The organism is Microcoleus sp. A006_D1 (assembly GCF_036702805.1).
In the GTDB taxonomy this organism is placed as follows: domain Bacteria; phylum Cyanobacteriota; class Cyanobacteriia; order Cyanobacteriales; family Microcoleaceae; genus Microcoleus.
The window spans coordinates 118,042-142,380 of sequence record NZ_JAUBVZ010000013.1; the positions used below are offsets into that span (position 1 = coordinate 118,042).

The following is a 24,339-nucleotide window of genomic DNA, read 5'->3' on the forward strand; positions in this document are numbered from 1 at the left end:
TTTACCTCACTTTTTTACGGGATAACAACTTGTTAATCTGGGGAAACTTTCACCGGAGCGGACGATCCAAGCTGCCAGAATCAGAGATTCACCTACTGCGGTTTTCAGCCAGAATTTCATGTTGTAATGTGTTCCGTATTCATTGTTTTTTTGAATAACAACATCTTCGTTGATAGCAGATTCTTTTAAAGCCTGTTTGAGCATTTCAGCATTTTCTATGGTAATGCCTAACTTACTGGCAAACAAAATAGCTTTATTTTTTCCTTCTTGGTGATTCGGATTTAGAGAATATTCTTCTATTTTATTGCCTAAATCTGCTAGATGACCATTGGGCAGTTTCACTATTAATAACTTTTTTTGAAGGACAAAAGAGAATAAGCTGTCGCGCATTTAAATTGTATATTCAGGGCGGGCTCTCCCGCCCAACCCCCATGAATAGAGCCTCCTAACCCATAGCCTAAACGGTTTGATTTCCTGATTCTGCAACTGTCAACTGTCCACTGTCAACTGTCCACTGCTATATATCATCTTTGAGTTGGGGGGCTGGTTTATCAACATTATTGATGGGTGGCAAAATCGATCAGTGAATCTGCCCTTCCTTTCAATGCCAATGCTATCAAGGCCCAATTCCCCATGCCAATAAAAAAGCTAGGGATTCATATCCCTAGCTCCAAACATTGCACAATTAATTTTTAGAGTTGGCGCGGGCGATGGCTTTTTCCAAACCCACCGCAACCGCTGCTACCTAAATTAAATCAGCACAATATCATTAGTCGTCAAGCTTGGTCTGCCATTGAGGTTTGCCAGTACAACGAATGACTGCGGTCCAGCACCGTCAGGATCGTACAGTAAGCGACCTGTATTATCGTCTGCGCCAAGTCGATTTTCATAAATAACCACTGGTGAAATGGCATTATTTCGACCACCCCGGCCATCGTAGGACTCGCTGTCAAGCACTAAGAACTGTGCGGAACCTAGTCGGCTCGGGCCACCTACTTGACCAAATCCGAAGTTAATACTATTCAAGACTATCTTGTCTTCGCCTTGTTGTTTAAAGTCACCGATTTGGTCTGGTTTGGTACCAAAGCCGCCGCCGGTGAGGATATCTCGACCCTCGCCGAAGTTGTCGTAGTAGAAGCTGTCATTGCCAGAGCCGCCAATCAGCGTGTCTGCACCAGGCCCGCCGCCGAGAGAGTCGTTGCCGTCTCCTCCGAGCAAATAGTCCTCTCCAAAGCCGCCCAACAGCGTGTCGTTTCCGGCACCGGCATTTAAGGTATCGTTTCCGTCAACTCCTGGGGTAATCAGACTGGTGGGGCCGCCGAACAGGATGTCGTCGCCAGCACCGGTCGTGATGGAGTCATTGCCGTTGCCACCAGTGATGAAGTTGCTGCCTAAGGTATCGGTAATCAGGTTTGTCGATGTAACACCAGCAAAGTTGACACTGGTAGCGTAGGAGATAATGTCGTTACCACCAAATGAGCCAATCAATCGATCGCGCCTGCTACCAAACACGATCGTATCATTCCCTTCACCACCGTTCATGAAGTTGGTGACGGAGCCGGTGGCACTAAGATTAGTGCTGGTGTTGCCAAGTAACAGATCGTCACCCAGGCCGCCGTCGAGAGTAACCTGCGTAGTAGTAGTGCTAGTAGCGAGATTAAAAATGATGGCAGTGGCATCGATCGTATCGTTGCCATCTCCACCGAAGGCTTGATTAAAGATGCCGCTCAAGGTGTCATTGCCTGCGCCGCCGATCATTGTATCGCTCGCAAAACCTGACACGATCGTGTCATTGCCCTCGCCACCGTCGAGCAAGTTGCGACCCGCGAAGCCTCCAAATGAACTCTGGGCACCTCCGCTCAAAGTTAAATTTTGCGGCGTCGTCCCTGACGTGATGAAGTCGTCGCCGGCACCTCCCAGCGCAGTATCCTGCGTAGCAAAAACCCTGATCGTATCGTTGCCGTCGCCGCCGTCAAACAAGTTTTTGCCGGCACCAAACTCGCCGATACCGCCGACGAGAGAATCGTTGCCGGCACCGCCGAGCAAGGTGGTTTTCTCAATGCCGATCGTGACGAAGCTGCCTTGAGCAAACTGGTTCGGTTGGCTAGTGTTGGTAATGACTAAGGTATCGTTGTCATTATCGCCGGACAGATAGCTGTTGCTGGCCACACCGTACAGTGTGTCGTTGCCTCTACCGCCGAACAGAGTATCTTTCTGATTGATACCTACAATGTAGTCGTCGCCCAAGTCGCCGCGTAAGAAGTTGCTGCCTGCATTGCCACCAGCGTTTGCGCCGATCGCCAGACGGAGGTTGTTGCCGCCGCCTGCGATGAAGAAGCCGAGGGAGTCATTGCCCTTGCCGCCGTAGAGCGAGTCTCTTCCGAGCCCGCCTCCGAGCATCGTATCGCTGCCCTCATTACCAAACATGAGGTTTGCATCGACTGTACCTTGGAGCAAGTCATCTCCCAAACCGCCGAACAGCGTCGCATTGCGGGCTTGAGCGACTAGGGTGTCATTGCCTGCGTCGCCAAACAGCAAAACCCGCTCGCGCTGGCCTACTAATGAATCTTCGTCGTTGCCGCCCACTAGGGTATCGTTGGGGCCGACGGAAATCAGAGTATCGTTATCGCCTTGGCCAAATATTAAACTGCCGCCGAGGGTGGAAGTTGTAATTAAATCCGCCCCCGCTCCGGCGAAGATTGTATCCGGGCCCAGTCCCGGAGTATTTAAACTAATTTGATCAGCATTGTCAGTTAACGTTGTCATACAGCTTCACTCCTCTACTTCTTGTTGGTCATCGCTTGTGCGACTACAGACACTGCCTAGAACACCGAATGTTTGGATGCCGCTGTAGTTTAACCTGTTTGCCAGCCGCAAGTCTAGCCTACTGGCGTTAACCCTGTCTAGACTTTCTCCCTCGCGGACTTTGGGCTTGTAAGCTTTTATTGTCAATGTCTTCACCCTTTAATAATCCTTTTGCACAGTCTCAAGTGCTCACGCTCAAGAAGACGCGGCTTATATTCTGAATGTTCCATTCTGGGTTGGCGCTCGGGGATCGCCTCCAGGGAAGGAAATTAAAGATTAACAAAGGTCGATCGGGCGATCGAGAAGACAATGAAAATTGGGAGATTGGTTGCTTGGTTGCAAGGCTTGGTGTTAATTTCCGGTTTCCCAGGCAGGGCCGTCTTTAAATAATTCTGGTGCGGATCGAACTCCGTACCATACAGGGGTCTAAAAGTCTACGCCCCGCTTTAGTTCTACGCCCCGATCGCCGTAGTGTTTGTGACAGTATACCTCCGAGTGTACGCTTGCCAAGTCAAAGTAGGCGTGGGGTTTGTAGCAGCGCCCGGTGATAATGATTTCTGTATCGCGGGGCTTGCGCAGCAGGGCTTCGACGATCGGCTCTACCGACAGCAGTTCTAAGTCTACTGTGGGATTGAGTTCGTCGAGAATGATCGTTTTATACCAGCCGCTGGCGATCGCCATTTTAGCGATTTCCCAGCCGCGTTCTGCCTCGATGCAGTCTAGCTCTTGCTGTTGTCCCCGCCAAACTATAGCATCTCTGCCGCACCGCTGATGGTCTACTAGCTGCGGGTAGCTTTGTCGCAAAGCTGCGATCGCGGCATCTTCTGTATAACCAGTGCCGCCTTTGAGCCACTGTACGATTAACACGCGGTGAGATTGGTCTTGGCTGATACCCCTACCGATCGCCTGCAAAGCTTTGCCCAAGGCGCTCGTAGATTTGCCTTTCCCGGCTCCGGTGTATATTTCAATACCGGAAATATTGTGCTCTGCCGCTGCCGGGTGGTAGTGGGGCTTCATTTCTGAGTGCAAGTCGGCAATTTCTAGCAAAGCTTCGGGGGCTGCTCGGCCTGTGGCGATTACTTCTAAATATTCTGGTTTGTTTTTGAGGGTTTGGACTACTTCGTCCACTGGCAGCAAACCTAAGTCCAATACGGGGTTTAGTTCGTCTAGAACCACGACGGAATAGAGTTCACTGGCGATCGCTCCTTTGGCGATATCCCAGCCTCGCTGAGCTTCTGCGCGATCGAAGCGGGTGATTGCTTCGGCCCCAAAATATTCGGATCTACCGGTGCGCACTTGGTCTATCAAGTGCGGAAATGCCCGTTGCAGGGCTTCGATTGCCCCGTCTTCGTCGTAGGAGCGGCCGGGGCCTTTGAGAAAGCGCAGCAACAAGACTCGCGTGGGCGAGTCAGAATTGATACCCAGCCCGATCGAGCGCAACACTACTCCCAAAGCTGCCTGAGACTTGCCTTTACCTGCGCCGTCGTAGACGTGAATCTGACCCGCGGCGCGTTCCGAGCGGGCTGAGGCTGTCCGAATACCAATGCCATTCCTTACCATAATCAGCAGTTATCAAAATTAATGGGTTTAAAACCCCGTCCTTATATAGCAGTCCGTTCATCAGTTGTGTAATTCTTGTAGGGGCAACCCCCCGTGGTTGCCCTCTTTACGCTGCCACCGTAGGCACTCTTGGCACTACCCCTACATATGTACAAATCATTTAGGATTGCTATAGGACGGCTTTGTGTTAGAATGTATATACCGAGAGCAAACAACGGATATCTTGAGAGTCAAAGTCAGGTATAAGCCGGGGCCTCCAAACGATATGAACTGGTTTGTATTAGTACCGATGGGCAGTCGGGAAAGGAAACTGTCCGCTGCACTCAGAGCGTCGGGGATATGTGCGTAACTACATATCCAGATAGTGGGTAAAAAACCGTAAGGAAACAACCAGAAAATCTAAATCGTGAGGTTTAGAAGCTCCGTACCTTCAGGTCGGAGTCATGTCACTTGAGTCTGTCTCGGGGTGGGTATTCGATCGCGCGCCTGGAATGTTTAATGTTTGCATTCTGTTGGCAGATCTCAAAAGATTATACGATACAACTTAAACACGTGATTTTCAGATTGGGCGATCGTAGGCGATTAGAGGCTAAAACCTGTGGCTCTTGATTATTCCGCCTGTGATGTACAATTAAAATCTAACACGGGCTGATATACCTGAATGCTTATGATCGCGATTGTTTTCCCATTTCGGACTGTTTTGGTGCAAATTTTAATTATGTTTTTGGCGATCGCGATCGAATCGTGGTTTCTGCAAAAACTACTGAAAATCGGCCCAAGAACCAGCGTTGAATATACAGCCATCCTCAATCTCGGTTGCACCTGCGTAGGTTGGTTAGTTTTTTTCGGGATTGAAAGCGTTCTTTCCAAAGATTTACGAGAACAACTGATCGGTTATATTTTATTAGGGGGATCGCCCAATACTTACCCTGCAATAACTACGATCGCACTCTCGATATTGGCAATAACTTTTCTCGCCAAATGGCAGGGATTAGAAATCGTAGAAAACATGGTTTCTGGCAACAAAAAAGCTTCCGTCCCTCAGTTTTTGGGGCCGCCAACCCTCACCCGCCGTCCTCCCAAAAAGACTTTTCGAGTAACTACGCAGTTTGGGGCAGTCTTAATCGCCCACACTGTTAGCAATTTCGTTATTTTAACCGTGTTGTTTTTGCAAAGCGTCAATAATTGAAATCTATGATGAAGCAATTTTTGGATGTCACTCAGCAACTCACTAAGCTGACGAACAACCTTTGGGAAACAAATAAAAAAGTTCAAAAGGCGATAATGCCGCCTAGAGTTGTCCACTGGAAGACGCCTTTACTGCTCAGCATCTTTTTAGGTTTGCTGACGGTGGCGGCAGTTACTGACTTGGCGACGAGAACTCTGCTTTTTGATATGAGCTGGTTATTTTTTATACTTTCAATGGGTTTGCTGACCAGCCAGCAACCTTTTGTGATCAAAGGAGTAAGTCTGAGTCCGTGGGTGACAAGCATCTTAATTGGCTTGTGGTTGCTGATCAGATTGCCGTCGGACAGGAAGGAAATAGCATGGATATCCGGGCCAATTATAGCAGTAGTAGTTCTTGCTATCATCAGGGTTTGGAAGAGCGATTCAAAACGGGAAAGTATCAGGGAGTTGATGCGCCCTCAGTTTTTGATGATTACTCTAATTCATGTGACGTTTTCCTGTTGGTTTGCATTTCACTTTTTAATTCAAGGTTGGATAGAACAGTATCCGAGCGTTTTATCGCAGAATTTGAGACAAAGCGATTATGTGGTGACATTTCAACAGCCAACAATTAATCGCTCCCGAGGAGTTGTCATCCTCAATGCCATGGAGCGATATCTGCAAAATGAAGCCCGTACAAAACCGTGGCCGCAGGTAGAGCAAATGTTAATAGATATTGACAACGAGCGATTTTTTCTGAAGAATCAAGCGTTAACAACAATTCGGGTAGTCCCAGAAGATGCAAGCTGGGATGTCAAAACTTCGATCGTCCAAGGACAGTCCCGCTATCAGTTAGAGATGCAGGCAAATTGGCTGGGGCTGGTTTTTCGACCGGAAATATACTCGTTTACCAAATCTTGCGAAGTAGTCGATATAGGCAATCGGGCGACTGTAACCTGCGACGCGATCAAACGCTCTCAACCCGGACAGAAAAAAAATGGAACTGCCCGAGAAAGTCAAGTTTGAGCCTGTTTCTGGCAATTAGGAGAGAGGGAGACGGGATCACCTTATACTATTGATAAAAAGTCTTGCTAACAATGATCGCCCAAGCGGAGTCAAACGGAGGGTTGTTTCTTCAATCCGAAGTGTAAGGTGCGCCGCCATCAGATTGTCGATAGAATGCAAGGGATTAAGAATGGATACGCACCCTACAAATACTATTATGTAAGGTGCGTCGTCATCAGATTGTCGATAGAATGCAAGGAATTTTTTATGACGACGCACCCTACCAATAATTTCTTAAACTAAAGTATGGCTAAAATTTCCAGCGGATTAAAAACTAGATGAATTTCAGAAGAATCTTGACAGTCGCGATTAATGTATTTTGGGAAGTAATTCGCGATCGCATTCTGTACTTAATTATTATTTTTGCACTGTTGATGGGAGCCTCGGTGCGCTTGATACCGGAATTGGCCGCGACAACCGAAAATAAAATTATCTTAGATATCGGTTTGGCTGCTATGAGCATCCTCGGTCTGATTGTCACAGTCTTTGTGGCTACCGGACTGGTAAACAAAGAAATTGAAAAGCGAACTGTCTATCTGTTAGTTGCCAAACCGATCAGTAGGGCTGAGTTAATTGTAGGAAAGCACTTGGGGCTGTCGGCGGTGCTGGCGGTGCTGGTAGCGGCAATGACTGTTATGTATCTGGCTATTCTGAGTTTGAGTCGCATTCCTTACCCTTTGGGAAGCATTTTAATCGCTTCGCTATTCATCTGGTTTGAGCTGTGTCTGATGGCCGGTGTCGGCATTTTATTTGGGGTGTTTAGCAGTTCGCTGCTGGCAACTTTACTGACATTTGGTGTGTATTTGATGGGACATTCGACGCGGGATTTAGTGGCGGTGGGTAAGTTAACTAAAAATCCTGCGATTGAACAATTGATGATGGGACTTTATCTTGTTTTGCCGGATTTAGCGCGTTTTAATTTGAGAAATGATGCTGTTTACGGACAAGTACCTTACTTGGCGGGTTTGATTACAGATGCGGGCTACGGTTTGCTGTATGTGGTGCTGCTGCTGTCAATTGCGATCGCCATATTTTCCCGCCGAGAATTTTAAATAGTTCGCAGTCAGGACTTTAGTCCTCGGATTTTGCGGACTAAAGTCCGAACGATCGAACCAATTTTATTATCGAATTAGCGCGCTAAGATATAGAGATAAGGTGATCGATCGGCAAGCGAAATCAAGAACTTTTGGCTCGATTGGCAGCCCTCGGGATCGATCCAGAATAGCATGAGAAGGAAGATTAGCAACGAGCAATGTACGGGATGTAACGGATTTCAGGAAGAAGGAAGAAGGGAAACCGATCGCGATTTGTTTTATTCATCCTTCCTTCCTTCTTCATCCTTCCTTCTTGCTTTTTTTCTTGAGTCTCATTTCTTACTCCTCTATTTGTGTTTGTCGCAAAAAGTTAAAATTATGTTAGTGAAAAAACTCGAACAATTACAAGATATTTTCACGCAGATGGAACGGGCGCTGATTGCCTACTCTGGCGGAATTGACAGCACTTTGGTGGCAAAAATCGCTTTTGATGTGTTGGGCGATCGCGCTTTGGCAGTTACCGCTGTTTCCCCATCTCTACTCCCAGAAGATTTGGAAGATGCGCGGATTCAAGCCGCAGAAATTGGCATTGCCCACCAGGAAGTAGAAACTCAGGAAATGGCAAATCCCAATTACACTTCAAACCCGGTTAATCGCTGCTATTTCTGCAAAAGCGAACTGCACGATACTTTGAAACCGCTAGCACTAGCAAAGGGTTATCCTTATGTGGTGGATGGGGTGAATGCTGATGATTTAAAGGATTACCGCCCGGGGATTCAGGCTGCTAAGGAACGGGGCGCGCGATCGCCTTTAGCAGAAGTTGGCATGACTAAATTTGAAGTGCGACAATTGGCGAAAGAATTGGGTTTGCCTTGGTGGGATAAACCGGCACAGCCTTGTTTGAGTTCGCGCTTTCCTTACGGTGAAGAAATCACTGTTGCTAAGTTGCAAAGAGTGGGGCGCGCCGAACGCTATTTGCGGCAGTTGGGACTGAAAAATCTGCGCGTGCGATCGGATGGAGATACGGCGCGAATTGAATTGCCGGCCCAGGAGATTCAGGAGTTTGTATTAAATGCGGATTTGCCTGCATTGGTGGCGGTGTTTCAGCAGTTTGGTTTTGTGTACGCGACTTTGGATTTGGAGGGGTTTCGCAGCGGTAAATTAAATCAGGTTTTGCAACCTGAATTGTTGGGGGCGAAAGGTTAATTAATCCTAACTTATAACGGTAAGGTGCTTGTGGGGCACCCTACATAATACGCACGGGGGTGAGAAACCCGGTTTCTGACTAGATACGGGGCTACCAAACCAAGATTTGTCGCAGAAACCGGGTTTCTGAAACGTAAGTCGTATGACAGATTTTTGGTTGAACTCGCCCCTATTTTGTTTGTATAGTCGCAACTTTAGTCGCCCGCGGCGAATACTGGAATTGTGGCGATCGCAATTTCGCTCTCCTTTGCCTAAATCCTGACTGCTGGTTGAAGCAATAGCATAAACTAAAGTAGCAGCAAGAGTAGCAGCAAGTTTCATGAAATTTAAATTTAGATTAATCTCTGCCGTTTTGGCTTTGTTGTTGTTGGCTTACATCCCGTTTCGGGTGTTAGCTAGCCCGCCAGCTTCGGGGGATACAGTGAGTTCCGCCCTGTGGTGGCAAGTTTCGGTGTACAATCAGGTACAGCAAATTAAAGAACGGCAGTATCAAGGTTGCGTGTGGGGCGATTCTATTTCTTCGGCTTTGGGCGATTCTTTGGGATCGAAAAACTTTAATTTTGCGATCGGCGGCATGAGTTCTGTTTCGCTGCTAGAACAGCTTAAACTCGTAGTACCGCAGCGGTTTACCTGCGAAAAATCGATTGTGGCGATCGGCACAAATGATGCTATGTACGGTACTCGCGACGAGCAATTTGTCAGCAATTTGAAACAGGCGATCGGCGTCATGCGATCGCTCGGAAGCAAACAGATTATTCTGATTCCTGCTTTTTACTCAACTCTTGCCGCCAGCTACAATCCTAAATCAGCAGGAACAATTGCTAGAGTTGACGAAATCAATGTTCTCATCGATCGAGTAGCCGCAGAAGAAAATGTGACCGTGGAATCTAGGGGCATACAAGCATTATTTAAGGAACAAGCTCTGAATGCAGATTTAACAATAGACGGCGTTCACCTCAATGCCAAAGGTTTAGATATATACAGAAAAGTTTTGTTAAATATTTTAAGTTCCCCCTTAACGACACGCACTTTTCCTGACACAATACATCCCTAAATTATTACTTTTAAAGTCCGCCCCTGCGGAGTTTATTCCTGTAATGTCAGGTCAATAACCGCAATCAAACTGGTTTGATCGTTCGGACTTCAGTCCTCAGATATCTACAAACTTATAACGGTTATTTTACTGAACTAAATATCAAGGAGTAATTGGCTGAATTTGCTGTGGCTGCATTTGCAGCTGCTGATTTTGGAGCTGAAGTTGCTGCTGCTGAATCCGAAGCTGCTCGTTTTCAACATTTATCTGCCGCTGTCTGTCTTCGAGTTGCAAGCGTCTGTCTTCAAGTTGCAGCAGTCTGTCTTCAGCTTGCCGCTGTCTTTCTTCACGTTGTAACTCTCTGTCTAGCAGTCTGTCTTGACGTTGCTCTTGTCTGTCTTCACGTTGTTCGCGAAGCTGTCTGAGTTGATTTTTCCGCTCGAAATCTCCTCCCAAAAATAAGTTCTGAAAAGCGTTGATAGTTGTTTGAAACCCAGTAAACACGCCGCTAACAGTGTTGATGACACCTACAACTCCTGTGACCGGCTGCAAGAAAGTGTTGATATTGTCTGCTACCCTAGTATAGCCCGATCGCGCTACGAGAATCACATCGTTGTTGCGGAGAGTTGGGTTATTATTAGGATTCAACCCTTGAGCAAAATCCACCTCGATAGTGCGGCGAGAAACAGTACCGTTGGCATTCAAACGCAGCAGTTCCACCTTGTCTTTTTTAGCCCGCAATTGATTGAAACTACCTGCGGTCAGCAAAGCTTGGTGCAGGGATGTACTAGGTTTAACCTGCAAAGCCCCCGGCCTGATTACTTCCCCCACAATATTGATGCTAATCGCGTTTGGAGAGAAACTCGTACTTCCGATTTGGGAAACTTCAGTTAAGTCTACAGTAGCTGCTGTCGGGATAATCACGCTATCTCCTTCTTGCAGCAAAATATCTTGAGTTGCGTCGCCTTTTTGCAGCAAATCCCACAGATTTACCATGATAGTTTGTTCGTTCCCGCCTCTGATTCGGCGGCGGATTTGCACGCGGCGAATGTCAGCTTCTGTTGTGATACCGCCAGCAATTTTGAGTGCTCTAGTGATCGTTGGTAAGCCCACAACTGCTCCTTGCTGTTGGTCGATAGACACAAAACTCAACTCTGTTTGTTGGTTGGTCGATCGCACATCCGAAGCAAATACAGTATAAGGCCCCGGCCGATTCACTTCCCCGACAATTACCACGCCAATTGGTTTAGTAATATCAGCGGAAAAATTAGCACTGGCTCTTTGACGGACTTCTTGAGTATTCAGGGCACTTGCTGTCGGTACAAAAATCGTATCTCCATCTCGAATGGTAACGTCTTGACGCAAATTTCCCGTGTCTAAAAAATCCTGCAAATTAACAGTAGTAACTTGCTCGGGCCCACCTCTGCGGGGACGGCGAATTTGGACGTTTCGCATATCTCCTGCGGATGTCACCCCTTTTGCAAGTTGCAGCATTTCCATCAAAGTCGGAAATTTTACTCCTCCTCCGGTTCCTTCTCTGACGGGATTAATCTTGTAGGAACCCGGGCGAGTAACTTCACCTGCAACACCTATATTTAGGGGGCGAGCAACGACCAAAGTCACGGTGACAACGGGAACATTGATGAAGGGTTCGTATCGCTTGGTAATCACGTTAGCGGCTTGTTGCAGGCTCAATCCTTGAATTGAGACACTGCGAATGATTGGCAAATTGAGCGTCCCGTCAACTAACACTTGATATTCTTTGCTGAATTCCGGGACGCCGAAGATATCTAAAGCAAGGCGATCGCCCGGGCCTAAAGTATAAGCTGCTTCTTGTACCAGCGAACCGGAATTGCCGATCGGCAAACTCGAACCCGCAGGAGGCGGTGGCGGTATTCTCGGCAGGTTTGGGTTCCGAGTGGGTGCAGGATTTCTGATGGCAGGCAACTGAGCTATACTGGGCAGCGAACTCAATAGCACCAGGAGTGCTGACAAACTCAGACTTGTAGCGGTTTGAATGGTATGTTTCATGTTTTTTTCCTGGTTGCAGCCTGCCAATGAACGAGAGGAATTTAGCTAATTGATTTTAGTTTATTTTCCTTTCAGTTCAGTGTAGCCTCGCTGCGCTGCAAAATCCACAGGTGGAATCATAAAATTTGTGCGACCATAGAATACCTTATTTGTAAAGAAAGTGTAAAGCCTGCCAACTGTTGTCAGCATTAGGATCTAGCTTGACCAAAATCATTTGTACATAATTCTGGATACAAATCAACCCGCTACAAAAAAGGGATAGAAAAAACCGCCCTGATTTGATGTAAAATGTTAAATAATTCTCTCTGCGGGACAAAGACAAGTGTCACTAAAATTAGATAAAGTAATTCCCTGGGGACGCTGCTTGGATGAATACATAGGAATGTTTAGCTTAACATCCAGTGACCTCAAGCTAGCAATTCTTGATTGTGCGGGCGGCCCGGCGAGTTTCAATGCCGAAATGACTCGCCAAGGTAAAAAAGTAATTTCTTGCGATCCAGTTTATCAGTTTACGGCGGTGGAAATTGGCGATCGCATCCAAGAAACATATCAAACTGTGATTGACGCTGTTAAGGCAAATATAGACGGCTACCTGTGGAACAGTTTTGAATCGCCCTACCAGCTAGGCGAAGTGCGGATGGCGGCGATGCAGGATTTTTTAGCAGATTTTCCATCTGGCTTGGAGCAAGGCCGCTACATGACTGCTGAGCTGCCAGTTTTGCCTTTCGAGGACGGTCAATTTGATTTAGCTTTGTGCAGCCATTTCTTATTTGCTTATTCTCATTTGCTTTCGGAAGAATTTCATCTTGCAGCAATTACAGAAATGTGCCGGGTTGCGAAGGAAGTCCGGGTATTTCCGCTGTTGCAGGGTTTTAGCGGGGAGGAATCCGAGCATTTAAATCCGATTATCACTGAATTGAAAAATAGAAGTTTTCGTGTGGAAGTTCAAGAGGCTCCTTATGAGTTTCAAAAAGGCGGAAATAAGATGTTGCGAGTTAGGGGGAAAATGTAAGTTACCGGGCGAATGTAAGTTGCCGGGCGAATGTTAAGTTACCGGGCGAATGGAATTTACCGGGCGAATGGAATTCGCGGCTATACAAACGATGTCCGCCTCCGCGGACTGGAAGAAATCGCTTTAATCAAGCCCTGATACCATGCTTGAGCGCGTTCGGGAGTCGTGAATTGGGAAAAGTTCAGAAACGCTGCATCAGCTTCAGATTGAGCTGTACTGGAAAAGTCAATGCGATAGATCATGCTTCCAAAGAAAGTCCGTATTTCTCGTTTTGTCGATCGACAAATTCTTCCCAACTCGAAAATTGACCTTGCTCGAAGTCATCAAGTCCGCGTTGAATCCTTTCCAATGCCTCAAAGAAATCGCTTTCATCAAAGCTAAGTCCGAACGCGAGAACAGCTAAGGCAATACTGGTTATATCTTGTCCTGTACTTTCAGCCCGTTGGCGCAGCAGTGCTTCGATTTTTGGGGGTAAGGTGAGTGTAAGGGTCATAAAAGTTATGATGAATGGTTAATTTTATTTTGTAACTTTATTTTGGCATAGGTAGCCAGCAGTATCGCTTCCTAAACTATCGGCCCATTCCTTAACCCGATCGCCCGAAACGCCTGTCTTGTTTGTCTGGTAATCTTCCAAGGCCCAGAGACTGCTGGCGATCGTTTGTTCTTCACTGAGGGGTTGAAACTCGTTTGCTGTGTCAATTTCTCCCCACTGATATCCCTCACTTCCCTCGGCAATTTCTGCGATTAGGCGTTCAAAGTCGCTGAGATTACCGTTGGACAGATTCAGCCATGAAAGCACGATCGCCTTCACCGAATCGCTGGGCATGGCTTGAATTTGGGCGTGGAGTTGCTTTATAGATTGAGCCATTGGATAATAGAGAGTGACTGAGTTAATTTTAGCGCAATCTCAAAAATAGTTGCGAGCATCATAACGCACAGTTGCGGTAAAATTAATTAAAGACTTTAAGAGAAATCGCCAGAATCCAAATCAAAAGAACTCATGCCACAAACAGTCTGGATCGCACGCCACGGAAACCGCATCGACTTCGTTAACCCCGACTGGTTTCTCACCGCAGAACGCCGCTATGACCCCCATCTTTCCGAAGACGGTCACATTCAAGCAAAACAACTCGCCAATCGCCTCAAAGGTGAAGGGATTTCTCACATTTTTGCTTCCCCTTTTTTGCGAACTGTCCAAACAGCAAATCACGCGGCGGAAGCTCTGGATTTGTCAATTAAACTAGAGTGGGGACTTTGCGAATGGCTGAATCCTGAATGGATGACGGAAATGCCGGAAACTGAATCTGTCGAAGATTTGTGCAGGCGTTTTCCCAGGATTGATGCTTCCTACAAAGGCGGTATTGCTAATTATCCCGAAACTGGAGAAGCTTGTCTCAAAAGGGCGGGGGAAACTGCTAAACGCCTCGCTGCTGAGTTTCCGGAGGATATGTTATTAGTAGGTCACGGTGCGTCGGTTTTGGGAACTGCGATCGGGCTGGCGGGCGGTGCTGAAACGGAAATCAATGCTTCTCTGTGCTGTTTGGTGAAGGTGGTGCGGGATCAGGGGGAATGGTCGATCGCACTTAATGGCGATACTTCTCACCTCACGGACTCTGAAACCGTTGTCCGCTTTAATTAAAGTTAAGATTTGTGCGAAAAATCGCATTCTATGCTATGTGTGTAAGGTGCCCAGTGCACACCCTAGGTTTATTTGAGATCGATCGCACATTTTAAATTCAAAATCTTAAATCAGTATGGCTGGACACAGTAAATGGGCGAATATTAAACGCCAAAAAGCTAGAGTTGATGCCGTTAAAGGCAAGGTTTTTGCCAGAATATCTCGCGAAATAATTGTCGCCGCCCGCAGCGGAGTTCCCGATCCCGCTGGCAATTTTCAACTGCGGACGGCTATTGAAAAAGCCAAGGCGGCTGATATTCCTAGTGAAAACATCGAAAGGGCGATCGCCAAAGGTGCCGGCTTGGCGGGGGGAGGTTCGGAATTAGAAGCGATTCGCTACGAAGGTTACGGCGTTGGCGGAGTTGCTATTCTAATTGAAGCGCTGACAGACAACCGCAATCGCACGGCGGCTGACTTGCGAGAAGCTTTTAATAAAAATGGCGGCAATCTGGGCGAAAATGGTTGTGTGGGCTGGATGTTTGACCACAAAGGAGTTTGTACGGTACGCGGCCCCATTGATGAGGAAAAATTGTTTGAAGCATCTCTAGAAGCGGCTGCGGAATCCTATGATTTGATATCAATTGATGAGGATACTGAAGGCGCAGAGGTATTTACAAGTGTGCCTAATTTGGAACAACTGGCTGATGTTTTGAAACAACAACGTTTTGCAGTTTTACAGTCAGAAAATCGCTGGATTCCGAGCAATACAGTTGAAATTGACACTCCTGAAAAAGCTCGCTCGCTTCTAAAGTTAATGGATGCGCTGGAAGATTTGGATGATGTGCAAAGTGTGACGGCTAATTTTGAAATGACCGATGAATTGATGTCTTCGATTATGATTTAAACTCCCTTGGTTCGTAGTGAGGACTTTAGTCCAATGGCACTGAAAAAGTGAGCAAAAAAAAATCTGTAAGGCAAGATATACATAGATAATTGCCTTACAAACCAAAATATCTCTCTCCATTATGCCAAATCGTGCGTGCATTCTCAAACAACAATTTTTGCAGAGCGTTGCCTCACCTTGGGAGAAGCTGCTGCCCGATTCGTTAGTCCAGGAGCTTCTAGCGAAGGAGAAGATCACCTACTACCAAAGCATCTACACACCGATAGTCACCTTGTGGGCGATGATATCCCAGGTACTCGATCCCGACAAAAGTTTGAGTCAAGCCGTGAAGCGGATGAGTACGTGGCTCAGTGCGGCCGGAGTCAAGCCTCCTTCTTCTGACACCGGGGCATACAGTAAAGCTCGTAAGCGACTACCAGAAAAACTCGTTCAACAGTTAGTACCCATAGTCGCAGAGGCTCTAGAAAAGCAAGTTCCGATAGAACAACAATGGTGTGGACGACGAGTGCGGGTATTAGATGGGACAACAGTGTTGATGAGCGATACTCCTGAAAATCAAGCCGAGTATCCGCAACACAGTAATCAAAAACCAGGGTGTGGATTTCCCATCGCTAAAATGGTGGTACTCTTTTCATTGGTGACTGGGGCTGTGGTATCCGCTGGTATTGCTTCATTGGCAAGCAGTGAGATTGTGATGAGCCGTTTGATTTATGCAAATTTAGTCCCAGACGATGTGATATTGGCAGATCAAGCTTATGGTAATTATGTCGATTTAGTCTTAGTAAAAGAGCGAGGCGCAGATGCTGTTTTCCGTAAAAATCATCTCCGTAAAACTGACTTTCGACGGGGGAAAAAGTTGGGAATTGGCGATCACAAAGTCGTCTGGCATAAGCCCCGGCAGTGTCCCAACCACATGACTATTGAGGAATTCGAGGCATTACCGTCTAGTTTCATTGTCCGAGAAGTATGCCTGCGAATTAAACGCCGAGGCTTCAGAGCTGAGCGTATCATTGTAGTGACAACATTGGTGGATGCCAAACGATACACTGTTGAAAAGTTGACTTTTTTATATGGGCTGCGTTGGTCGGCAGCAGAAGTCAATTTACGCTATGTCAAAACCACGTTAAAAATGGAGATGTTAACAGCTAAAACTCCCGTGATGGTGAGAAAAGAAATCTGGACACACTTATTGGCTTACACTTTATTGCGTACCATTATGTGGCAGGCTGTATCTTGGTCAAAAAATACAGTTTTTCAACTCTCATTCCAATCAACTAGGCAGCAGTTTAATCTGTTATTGACGCTGTTGGCAACTACGGGAAAACGCCAACAGGGACAATGGCGTCAATTACTTTTGGAACAGGTGGCAACTAATTTACTCACGATTCGACCAGACCGTTCTGAACCTAGGGTTTTGAAACGCAGACCGAAACCGTATCCTCGAATGCAGGAACCTCGCTCTGTCTTGAAAGCTAAACTGCGGGCGTGATTAAGCCTTTTTCAGTGCCATTGGACTTTAGTCCGCATCCATGACTAGCAAAATTCGTAGGGTGCGGATACATCGACAATCCTGAAAAAAGAGCTACAATCTAATAGCGACGCACCTGTTATTTTCAAGAACCCAGGAAACAAACATAATATTTTTCTTGTACCAACCTTTTTTATAAATGGTATAAACCCATGCTAGATAACAACGAAATCAAAAAAGACAGCACCCATTCAGAAGAAGTTCCGTCAGCAACCGAAGTAGCAGAAACTAACGATCGATCCAAATCGGATGTGCAGGCTAAACCAGAGGATACATCCAATTGGTTCGGTTCCGTTTTCGGAGCCGTCTCTGCAAGCGCGAGTGCGGTAGGGAGTGCGGCGGCGAGTGCTGGAAGTGCGATCGTTGATACGGCTAGTGCGGTGGGGAATGCGGCAGCCAGTGCTGGAAGTGCGATCGTTGATACGGCTAGTGCGGTGGGGAATGCAGCCGGCAGTGCTGGAAGTGCGATTTTTGTTAATACGGCGAGTGCGGTAGGGAATGCGGCGGCGAGTGCTGGAAGTGCGATTTTTGTTAATACGGCGAGTGCGGTAGGGAATGCGGCGGCGAGTGCCGGAAGTGCGATTTTTGATACGGCGAGTGCGGTGGGCAATGCAGCCGCGAGTGCCGGAAGTGCAGCACTGCAAGTTCCCAATTTTTTGGGTTCATCCATCGGTTTGATTTCCCAAAGTCCTATCCTGAAAAAACTGACTGAAAAGTTCAAAATCGACTGGTTAGTTAATGCTATAGATGCTGTTGATGTCGTGAATGCCGAAGCGCAAGTTCGAGAGTTACAGCGCCAATATCCTCACGAGAAACCCCAAGAGATTGCACATCACTTGATGGTGGAAAAAGCCTTGCTAGCGGCAGGAACTGGCTTGGCTAGCAGTTTAGTCCCCGGCGCGGCTTTGGCCTTGGCTGGCATGGATTTAGCGGCAATGACGGCGTTATCTGCCGAGTTGGTTTATCAAATTGCTGCTGCCTATGGCATGGATTTGCGATCGAGCGATCGCAAAAAAGAAGTTGTCGCTATTTTCGGTTTATCCTTGGGTAGCAATTTAGCGATCGAAGCTGGAGTTACGCTTGTCAGCAATATTCCCTTGGCGGGTGCAGTGATTAATGCTAGCGCCAGTGCGGCAATGATTTACGCGCTGGGATAGGGTGCTTGTCGGTTTTATGAGGCGCATCTCGATTCCTCGGAAATCGAAACTAAGCTCGAAGATTTACGAGAGGTATTGCAAGCGGAAAGTGAGCAATATTTAGAGAAAGCGATCGCACAAGAAACCGTGATGGATTGGATTTTGGTGTATGTCGTCTATGCGAGCAAAAAATTCACCCGATGGGATGAGTTATTACCGGAATTACAAGCGGCTAATTTAAATCCCAGGACTTTAGCTGAGATTGAGGCTGTGACAAATAAGTCTAAATTGCTTCCCAAGTTGGATATTTTACTCGAACAACTTGAACTCGACTTTGCCGAACCACTTTTAAAGCGATGCACTGAGATTATCGAGGCTGACGGTGAAATTAATCAACAAGAGGGAAAAATTTTGCTGACAATTCAACGGGCTGTTTTGAGCAAGAGAAAGCAAGCGAAAAAACAAGCCCAGCAAACTTCGCTCCTGGATGCGGTATCGGAACCCGCTGAAGCACAAACTGAAGTCCAAGCTGCATCACAAACTCCCTGTTTATCTTCGGATTCTTCTACTAATAAATTGAGTTCAAGTATGCTGCAAAACTTCAAAAAAATCTTAAAAGTTGCTACACTATTAGACGTGCCAAAGATTGCTGATTTAATCGATACTGAATCACAAACTTCCTCTCGATCTACTCATTCTCCTTCTGCTAAGTTAAGTGCAATTCTGCTGAAAAAATTTAAGCAGATTTTAGCAGGTTCTACGCGGTTAGAAGTCCCAGAGATTGGGTATTTAATCGATCAGGTCGATCGCATGACGGGAGAAGAATTTGAGGAATTTTTAGCCTGCTGTTTCCGCAATCTCGGTTATGCGGTCGAAATGACACCCAAAACGGGGGATTTTGGTGCGGACTTGATTCTCTCTAAAGCCCGCAAGAAAACCGTTGTTCAGGCAAAACGCTATCAAGGAAAAGTGGGAAATTCCGCTGTGCAAGAAGTGGTGAGTGCTGTTAAGTATTACGGGGCGCAGGATGCGATCGCAATTACGAACAGCGAGTTTACATCCAATGCTCATAAACTGGCTCAAGCGAATGGGGTACAACTCTGGGGACGAGAACAGTTAATTGATTTAGTGATTAGAGCTAAAAAATAACGGATCTAGGACTTACCCATAAAGCCAAAGAAACCGGGTTTTTTCTAAATCTGCGGGCAGTAACGAAGTATTTCCGAAAAAAACCCGGTTTCTGACTACCCGTGTGTCTTGGAATTATTTGCTGCCAGTCAGCAAAATTTTCTCTCAACCGTATTGACTTATATTCAGGAAAAAGGCGGAAGGGTCGATGGTAAACCAACTCGCATAAATAAACGTGAAAATGCTTGAGAAAAGTGTTCAAGGTAGGGAGATTTTAACCTCCAGCGATCGTTTAAATTACTAGCGTGTTTCAAAATATACTCGTAAGGTAAGGTTTGTATCTCTCTAAAGTTTACCACCAGTGCTTCTTTGTTATTGTCCGGGTTCGTTGGTGATGCCAAGAGGTGCAAACCTTCTACTCTACCTCTTAAAACTTCATTCCATTTCCCTTTTTTCTTGAAGAGTTCGTTATTTTCCTCAAATTCTGAAATTGGGTAAATTGCACACACTACCACCTGAGTTACCTTGTGATTATCCAGATCGCAGCTTTGGGTAAGAACAATTAAATCTACTTCATTTACTTCTATTTGTACATCTTTAATTTCACTATTTACCCCAAAATTTGTTGGGTCAAATACTGGTATTGGTACAAGACACCCAGGCAGGTAATCACCTTGCCTGAGTGTTGATTCATTTACCTGCACCCAAAAAGGCTCTATTGTCATTCTTCATCAAAAATATACGGCAGAGGTTTTTTACGCCCTTTGAACTGAGCGCGCATGATTACTTGTTCCGATCGCTTTGGCGGTACTGGCTTGTAGTCTACTTCACCAAGATTTTCTAGAGTTTCTAAGTATTGTTTGACCATAGTTAAATCCCGCAACATTTGATTGGCTATTGCTGCGAGTTTGCGTCCTTCTGGACTTTGTAATTGAGATGTGGCTTTTGGCTCTAACACCAATAACCTTGGTGATACTGAAACGCTGTTAGGACGTAGGGGGGTAATTGTAGCCATCAGTTAATTGACTCCCTTGTGCGGTCTGTAATACAAGCTTCAAAAGCTATGTTTTTTTGTTCGTGCATTTGTTCTAAAATATGCCAAAGCCCTATTTCATCATTAGGAATATCTTCTTCCAAAAATAGGTCTAAATCTAATATTATAGAAACAAAATCTGGGGTGGGAGGTGAAACTATTGCTTGATTAATAACCAGCATTGTCCCCAAGCTTTGTTGCGGAATTTGTAGCTGCATAAAGTAGCCACTTAATCCTTGTGGTAAGTCTGGGGAAACTTCAGGAAATGTCCTCAAATACTCTTTGATATCGCCAACCGGTAAAGGAATATCTAGCCTGTTAATATATCTGAGTGCTAACCGAGCAATTGCTTCTGGATCTGTCACCGACTTATAGATATTCCACACCCGCTTTGCTTCATCTCGAAAATTTTCCCAACAGTCGTAAGGGGCAAGCCGACTGAATGCGAAAGAATCTAAGCGCAGTTGAAGAATCTGTTTTTTGTCGTCGTGGGAGGCTATATAGCCAATTGGAGATTGGCTCGCTGTTGCCCCAACCTCTTCACCTACCATCATTTGTCCCTCAAAAAGCAACACCTCTTCACGATGCGGGTACTCAGCTTGAATGCTTGAGTACACCTGCGCCAAAATGTCAAGTCTAACTTCTGGTGGAAGTTTAACTTGTATCTCCATCAAGGCTTCGGTGATTGGGGCGCGTGAGTAGTTTTTTGGTGCTTGCATACTAACTATTGTAAACTGCTTTGTCACCAAGGGCAAGGCAGGTTATAACATCTTTACAAGATCCTCAACTTTCGTCAATCTAATTTCGCCTGATAGGAGTTTGGGGGGTAGGACATCGTGGATTGTGGCAAGTCTGCGGGATTGAAAAATGTTAGGTGGTTTCCAACCGCCAGGTTTTCTTATAAATAAGGTTCGCCATAAGCACCTTACAAACCAATCTTATTGCGATCGCTCGATCGCACATAATTATGATTCGCTGGGCCAGGCTGCTATTACCATTATTGGCGGCCTGTAAGTAAATAAGTAACCATGTATCCCTTGCCCTTAACTTGAATGGCGCCGCGCCTCTGAAAAGTATATTTATCCTTTAATATTTCATAGGTTTCGGCGGTGACTTGAATGCAGCCGGTAATTCCGTGGGATTCCATGCGCGAAGCATTCCGGCAGACAACTTATTAGTGAGAACCAGAAATTTACCGCCGGAATTCTTCGCCCCTACGAATATATTTGCAAAAATGAGATGCACCCGATGTAACTATCTCGCATTACCAGATTTTTGCCATCCGCAAGACAAATCCCGGTAACTCTGGATCTGCGCTCACTGTTTCAGGATTATCCAAGATTTCAGGTTCGCGATCGGGACGGTAGATGTAGACTTTTCTGTTTTTGCGATCGATCAACAAGCCGAGCGATATACCGTTGTCAATATATTCTTGCATCTTTTTTTGCAATCCCTTGAGAGTGTCACTAGAAGACCGCAATTCGATCACAAAGTCTGGACAAATCGGGGCGAATGAGGCTTTTTGTTCTTCAGTTAAGGCATTCCAGCGCTCTAGTTTAATCCATGAGGCATCGGGGGAGCGGGTTGCTCCATTGGGCAAGGTAAAGCCTGCACTGGAGTCAAACGTTTCACCTGTGCCATCTTGTTCTGCCCAGTTCCCCAATTGTATGGCAATCTTACCGTTTCGATTACCTGTATCTGAAAAGGCTGGTGGCATAATGATAACTTCCCCACTGGCTGTACGCTCAATTCTCAAATCGCGATTAACTAGACAGAATTCATAGAACTGTTCAACAGTCATCGATTCGATCGCAGGGAAATTGACCGTCAGTGGGACGCTTTCGGTTTGAATTAGCAACGTCGTCATGGTTTTTCCTCATTTGGTGCAGGCGTGACATCAAAAGACTGTTGCACTCAGACATGATTATAGAGGAGACGGCTTAGCCTTTGTCCCTACATTAATCACCGTAGGGAGACTGCACGTGCCGTGTCCTCATTTCGGATAATATTAATTCCGATGCAACCGGAATTGATAGGACAGAATACCTTAAGCTTACCCTATCTTAGCTTGGCTATCGAAAGTCTTAGTCGATCGGGGAATCGCAGCCTTGTATCCGCTTTTGGGCGGTGTTAATCATCTTTTTTGCCAGTCAGCAAATAAGTAATCATATATCCCTTGCCCTTAACTTGAATAGCGCCGCGCTTCTGAAATGTATATTTATCTTTTAATATTTCGTAGGTTTCGGCGGTGACTTGAATGCAGCCGGTTATGCCGTGGGATTCCATGCGCGAAGCAATATTTACTGTGTCGCCCCAGAGGTCGTAAATAAACTTTTTTAGGCCGATGACTCCGGCAACTACAGGGCCGGTGCTAATCCCGATCCGAATGCTGAATGGTTCCGAATGCTCTAAGCTGAGAAGCCGAATTTCGTGCAGCATATCGATCGCCATATTGGCGATCGCCTCCGCATGATCCTCTCGCGCCGTAGGTAAACCGCCGACAACCATGTAAGCATCACCAATAGTCTTAATTTTCTCTAAACCGTGGCGATCGGCCAAGTGGTCGAAAGCCGAAAAAATATCATTGAGCACTTTCACCACCGCAGTCGCAGAAATTCTCGACGACAATTCTGTAAACCCCACAATATCGGCAAACATCACAGTTACTTCCGCAAAACTTTCGGCGATATTGTGTTCCTTGTCCTTCAAACGCAGGGCGATCGCTGCCGGCAAAACGTTCAGCAGCAGTTGCTCGGATTTAGCTTGTTCGAGTTCCAACTGTTGGTAAGCAGTCTGTAACTGTTCGGCTTGGCGAATTCTTTCTCCTGCTAGCTTTTCGATTTGGGCGGTGCGGCTCAAAGCTGTCAGCATATATGTCACCGGAATCAGAGTCCACAGCATCCCCATCGTCAGCGTTCCCCAAGAACGCCAGTGCTTGCGAGTGCTGCGAATTTCCGGCGTTGCGGACACGTACAGAGACCACTGGCGGCCGCTAATTTTCAGCAGCCTTTGGCAAGCTGTATACTCCGGGCCTGGATTGTCAAGAATCGGGCAGTTTGGCATGAGGGCTCGTTCCGCAGCGGCCGATGCTGGAAGCACTTGTTGGGTGCTTGGTTGGAACAGCACCGCAAATTGCGGAATTTGCCCGTCAGCAGCCTGATTTTTGAGAACCGGGTTGCCCGTGTGCGGTAACAGCGGCGGTGCTTCTTGCGGCTCTGGAGCGTCGCTGGCGAGATAAATGGTGAGGTAGTCGGTGTTGCGTCCTTTTAAAGAGGTTTGGAAAATATCTTTGCCTCGAAATACGCCCAGAATAAATCCTTGCAGCAGTTGGCGGCGGGATTCCAGGGTAGTCGGTTTAGTGCTGTTTTCGTAAATCGGAACTATTGCCAAAAGACCCAGTTCCGTGGAATTGCCCTGAGTTAGGCCGGCGTAGCTGGTGACAATCATTTCTCCAGTATCGCGCGATCGATCGATCGCGTTGCGGATTTCTGGGTGAGAGGCGAGGTCAAAGCCCAATATTGTCTCGTTTCCGGCTGTCGGTTCGGCGTAGGAAGCCGGGAAGTATTCGGAACGCTGGCCGGCTTTGCGCAGTTCTCCTCGGGGGCCGCGTTCTGTAATCTCGAAGCTGGAGTCGGTTTCGGTTCTGGCTTTGGCTTCGTAGTTGGGCCGCTCCAAATTGGGGATGCGGGGGGCCCAAGCCAAAAGTTGCAGGCTGGGGTGGACGGCTAGGGGACGGCCGACAAACCGAGCAAAAGAGGAACGTTCGACGACGCTGAAGGCTTTCATGTAGTCGCTGAGGGCGAGAACTGCGTCTAAGTCGGAGTTGATCTGGCGTTCGATGCCGATCGAAATATCGTCAATGCGACGGTGCATTTCGTAGTCGCGGCGCCTGTCTTCCCAGTCCCAAACCAAGGTGAATGACAGGGCTGACAATCCGACGCCCAAAGCGAGTGTCAACCCCGCTGGAATGTAGCGAGACCAGGATAAAGGTAGTTTTTTCAGCATAATTGCCTAGCGAATAAGGGCAGCAGATTAGCACACCGCTGAGTGCGATTAATTTCGGCGTCTGAATGCCGTTA

The 24,339-nt window shown here is 46.7% G+C and carries 22 protein-coding genes and 1 pseudogene; 11 read left to right on the forward strand and 12 right to left on the reverse strand.

The annotated features are described in order from the left end of the window. Window positions 1-6: 6 nt before the first annotated feature. The 3 genes from QUB68_RS21795 to QUB68_RS21805 form a co-directional block, all read right to left on the reverse strand. Window positions 7-390 (reverse strand): DUF6883 domain-containing protein, encoded by a 384-nt coding sequence (locus tag QUB68_RS21795; RefSeq protein WP_332996328.1) that lies wholly within the window; start codon window positions 388-390, stop codon window positions 7-9. A gap of 360 nt (window positions 391-750) precedes the next feature. Further along, window positions 751-2,766, reverse strand: a complete 2,016-nt coding sequence (locus QUB68_RS21800; protein WP_332996330.1) for a calcium-binding protein — start codon at window positions 2,764-2,766, stop codon at window positions 751-753. Window positions 2,767-3,231: 465 nt separating this feature from the next. Further along, the gene (locus QUB68_RS21805; RefSeq protein ID WP_332996332.1) at window positions 3,232-4,365 is read right to left on the reverse strand and encodes a cob(I)yrinic acid a,c-diamide adenosyltransferase; all 1,134 of its coding nucleotides are present in this window, start codon (window positions 4,363-4,365) and stop codon (window positions 3,232-3,234) included. A 667-nt stretch (window positions 4,366-5,032) separates the two neighbouring features. On the opposite strand from QUB68_RS21805, the gene fraC reads away from it, so the two are divergent. From fraC to QUB68_RS21830, 5 genes are all read left to right on the forward strand, one after another. Beyond that, window positions 5,033-5,554, forward strand: coding sequence for a filament integrity protein FraC (fraC, locus tag QUB68_RS21810; RefSeq protein WP_332996333.1), 522 nt, complete (start codon window positions 5,033-5,035; stop codon window positions 5,552-5,554). A 5-nt stretch (window positions 5,555-5,559) separates the two neighbouring features. Next, on the forward strand, window positions 5,560-6,558 hold the full coding sequence (locus QUB68_RS21815) for a DUF5357 family protein (protein ID WP_332996335.1): 999 nt from the start codon (window positions 5,560-5,562) through the stop codon (window positions 6,556-6,558). A gap of 317 nt (window positions 6,559-6,875) precedes the next feature. Continuing rightward, entirely contained in the window at window positions 6,876-7,649 is a 774-nt protein-coding gene (locus QUB68_RS21820) for an ABC transporter permease (RefSeq protein WP_332996337.1), read from the forward strand. Between the two features lie 360 nt (window positions 7,650-8,009). Beyond that, on the forward strand, window positions 8,010-8,837 hold the full coding sequence (larE, locus tag QUB68_RS21825) for an ATP-dependent sacrificial sulfur transferase LarE (RefSeq protein WP_332996429.1): 828 nt from the start codon (window positions 8,010-8,012) through the stop codon (window positions 8,835-8,837). A 319-nt stretch (window positions 8,838-9,156) separates the two neighbouring features. Further along, complete coding sequence (locus QUB68_RS21830) at window positions 9,157-9,891, forward strand: SGNH/GDSL hydrolase family protein (protein WP_332996339.1); 735 nt, start codon at window positions 9,157-9,159, stop codon at window positions 9,889-9,891. A gap of 141 nt (window positions 9,892-10,032) precedes the next feature. Here QUB68_RS21830 and QUB68_RS21835 read toward each other — a convergent pair whose 3' ends face one another. After that, entirely contained in the window at window positions 10,033-11,901 is a 1,869-nt protein-coding gene (locus QUB68_RS21835) for a polysaccharide biosynthesis/export family protein (RefSeq protein WP_332996341.1), read from the reverse strand. A gap of 322 nt (window positions 11,902-12,223) precedes the next feature. Here QUB68_RS21835 and QUB68_RS21840 point away from each other — a divergent pair, with 322 nt between their 5' ends. Further along, window positions 12,224-12,913: a class I SAM-dependent methyltransferase gene (locus tag QUB68_RS21840; RefSeq protein ID WP_332996343.1), complete on the forward strand. Its 690-nt coding sequence runs from the start codon at window positions 12,224-12,226 to the stop codon at window positions 12,911-12,913. A 238-nt stretch (window positions 12,914-13,151) separates the two neighbouring features. Here QUB68_RS21840 and QUB68_RS21845 read toward each other — a convergent pair whose 3' ends face one another. Continuing rightward, entirely contained in the window at window positions 13,152-13,406 is a 255-nt protein-coding gene (locus tag QUB68_RS21845) for a hypothetical protein (RefSeq protein ID WP_332996345.1), read from the reverse strand. Between the two features lie 24 nt (window positions 13,407-13,430). Next, window positions 13,431-13,781: a hypothetical protein gene (locus QUB68_RS21850; RefSeq protein ID WP_332996347.1), complete on the reverse strand. Its 351-nt coding sequence runs from the start codon at window positions 13,779-13,781 to the stop codon at window positions 13,431-13,433. A gap of 132 nt (window positions 13,782-13,913) precedes the next feature. Between QUB68_RS21850 and QUB68_RS21855 the strand changes: the two genes are divergently transcribed. The 5 genes from QUB68_RS21855 to QUB68_RS21875 all read left to right on the forward strand — a co-directional run bounded on the left by QUB68_RS21855 (window position 13,914) and on the right by QUB68_RS21875 (window position 19,248). Then, entirely contained in the window at window positions 13,914-14,552 is a 639-nt protein-coding gene (locus tag QUB68_RS21855; protein WP_332996349.1) for a histidine phosphatase family protein, read from the forward strand. A gap of 115 nt (window positions 14,553-14,667) precedes the next feature. Continuing rightward, window positions 14,668-15,435: a YebC/PmpR family DNA-binding transcriptional regulator gene (locus QUB68_RS21860; RefSeq protein WP_332996350.1), complete on the forward strand. Its 768-nt coding sequence runs from the start codon at window positions 14,668-14,670 to the stop codon at window positions 15,433-15,435. A gap of 121 nt (window positions 15,436-15,556) precedes the next feature. Next, window positions 15,557-16,924, forward strand: a complete 1,368-nt coding sequence (locus tag QUB68_RS21865; protein WP_332996352.1) for an IS4 family transposase — start codon at window positions 15,557-15,559, stop codon at window positions 16,922-16,924. Window positions 16,925-17,115: 191 nt separating this feature from the next. After that, entirely contained in the window at window positions 17,116-18,120 is a 1,005-nt protein-coding gene (locus QUB68_RS21870; RefSeq protein WP_332996354.1) for a hypothetical protein, read from the forward strand. Between the two features lie 75 nt (window positions 18,121-18,195). Continuing rightward, on the forward strand, window positions 18,196-19,248 hold the full coding sequence (locus tag QUB68_RS21875) for a restriction endonuclease (RefSeq protein WP_332996356.1): 1,053 nt from the start codon (window positions 18,196-18,198) through the stop codon (window positions 19,246-19,248). A 164-nt stretch (window positions 19,249-19,412) separates the two neighbouring features. Here the strand turns inward: QUB68_RS21875 and QUB68_RS21880 are convergent, their stop codons facing one another. The 6 genes and pseudogenes from QUB68_RS21880 to QUB68_RS21905 all read right to left on the reverse strand — a co-directional run bounded on the left by QUB68_RS21880 (window position 19,413) and on the right by QUB68_RS21905 (window position 24,265). Beyond that, window positions 19,413-19,952: a hypothetical protein gene (locus QUB68_RS21880; protein WP_332996358.1), complete on the reverse strand. Its 540-nt coding sequence runs from the start codon at window positions 19,950-19,952 to the stop codon at window positions 19,413-19,415. Beyond that, window positions 19,949-20,242, reverse strand: coding sequence for a hypothetical protein (locus QUB68_RS21885; RefSeq protein WP_332996360.1), 294 nt, complete (start codon window positions 20,240-20,242; stop codon window positions 19,949-19,951). The genes QUB68_RS21880 and QUB68_RS21885 overlap by 4 nt, the downstream gene beginning before the upstream one ends. After that, window positions 20,242-20,979 carry a TIGR04255 family protein gene (locus tag QUB68_RS21890; protein WP_332996362.1) on the reverse strand — a complete coding sequence of 246 codons (738 nt, stop codon included), beginning with the start codon at window positions 20,977-20,979 and terminating at the stop codon, window positions 20,242-20,244. The genes QUB68_RS21885 and QUB68_RS21890 overlap by 1 nt, the downstream gene beginning before the upstream one ends. 278 nt (window positions 20,980-21,257) lie before the next feature. Further along, window positions 21,258-21,416, reverse strand: a pseudogene (locus tag QUB68_RS21895) (adenylate/guanylate cyclase domain-containing protein); the annotation flags it as partial. Between the two features lie 108 nt (window positions 21,417-21,524). Next, window positions 21,525-22,127 (reverse strand): Uma2 family endonuclease, encoded by a 603-nt coding sequence (locus QUB68_RS21900; RefSeq protein WP_332996366.1) that lies wholly within the window; start codon window positions 22,125-22,127, stop codon window positions 21,525-21,527. A gap of 263 nt (window positions 22,128-22,390) precedes the next feature. Further along, window positions 22,391-24,265 (reverse strand): adenylate/guanylate cyclase domain-containing protein, encoded by a 1,875-nt coding sequence (locus QUB68_RS21905; protein WP_332996369.1) that lies wholly within the window; start codon window positions 24,263-24,265, stop codon window positions 22,391-22,393. Between the last annotated feature and the right edge of the window lie 74 nt (window positions 24,266-24,339).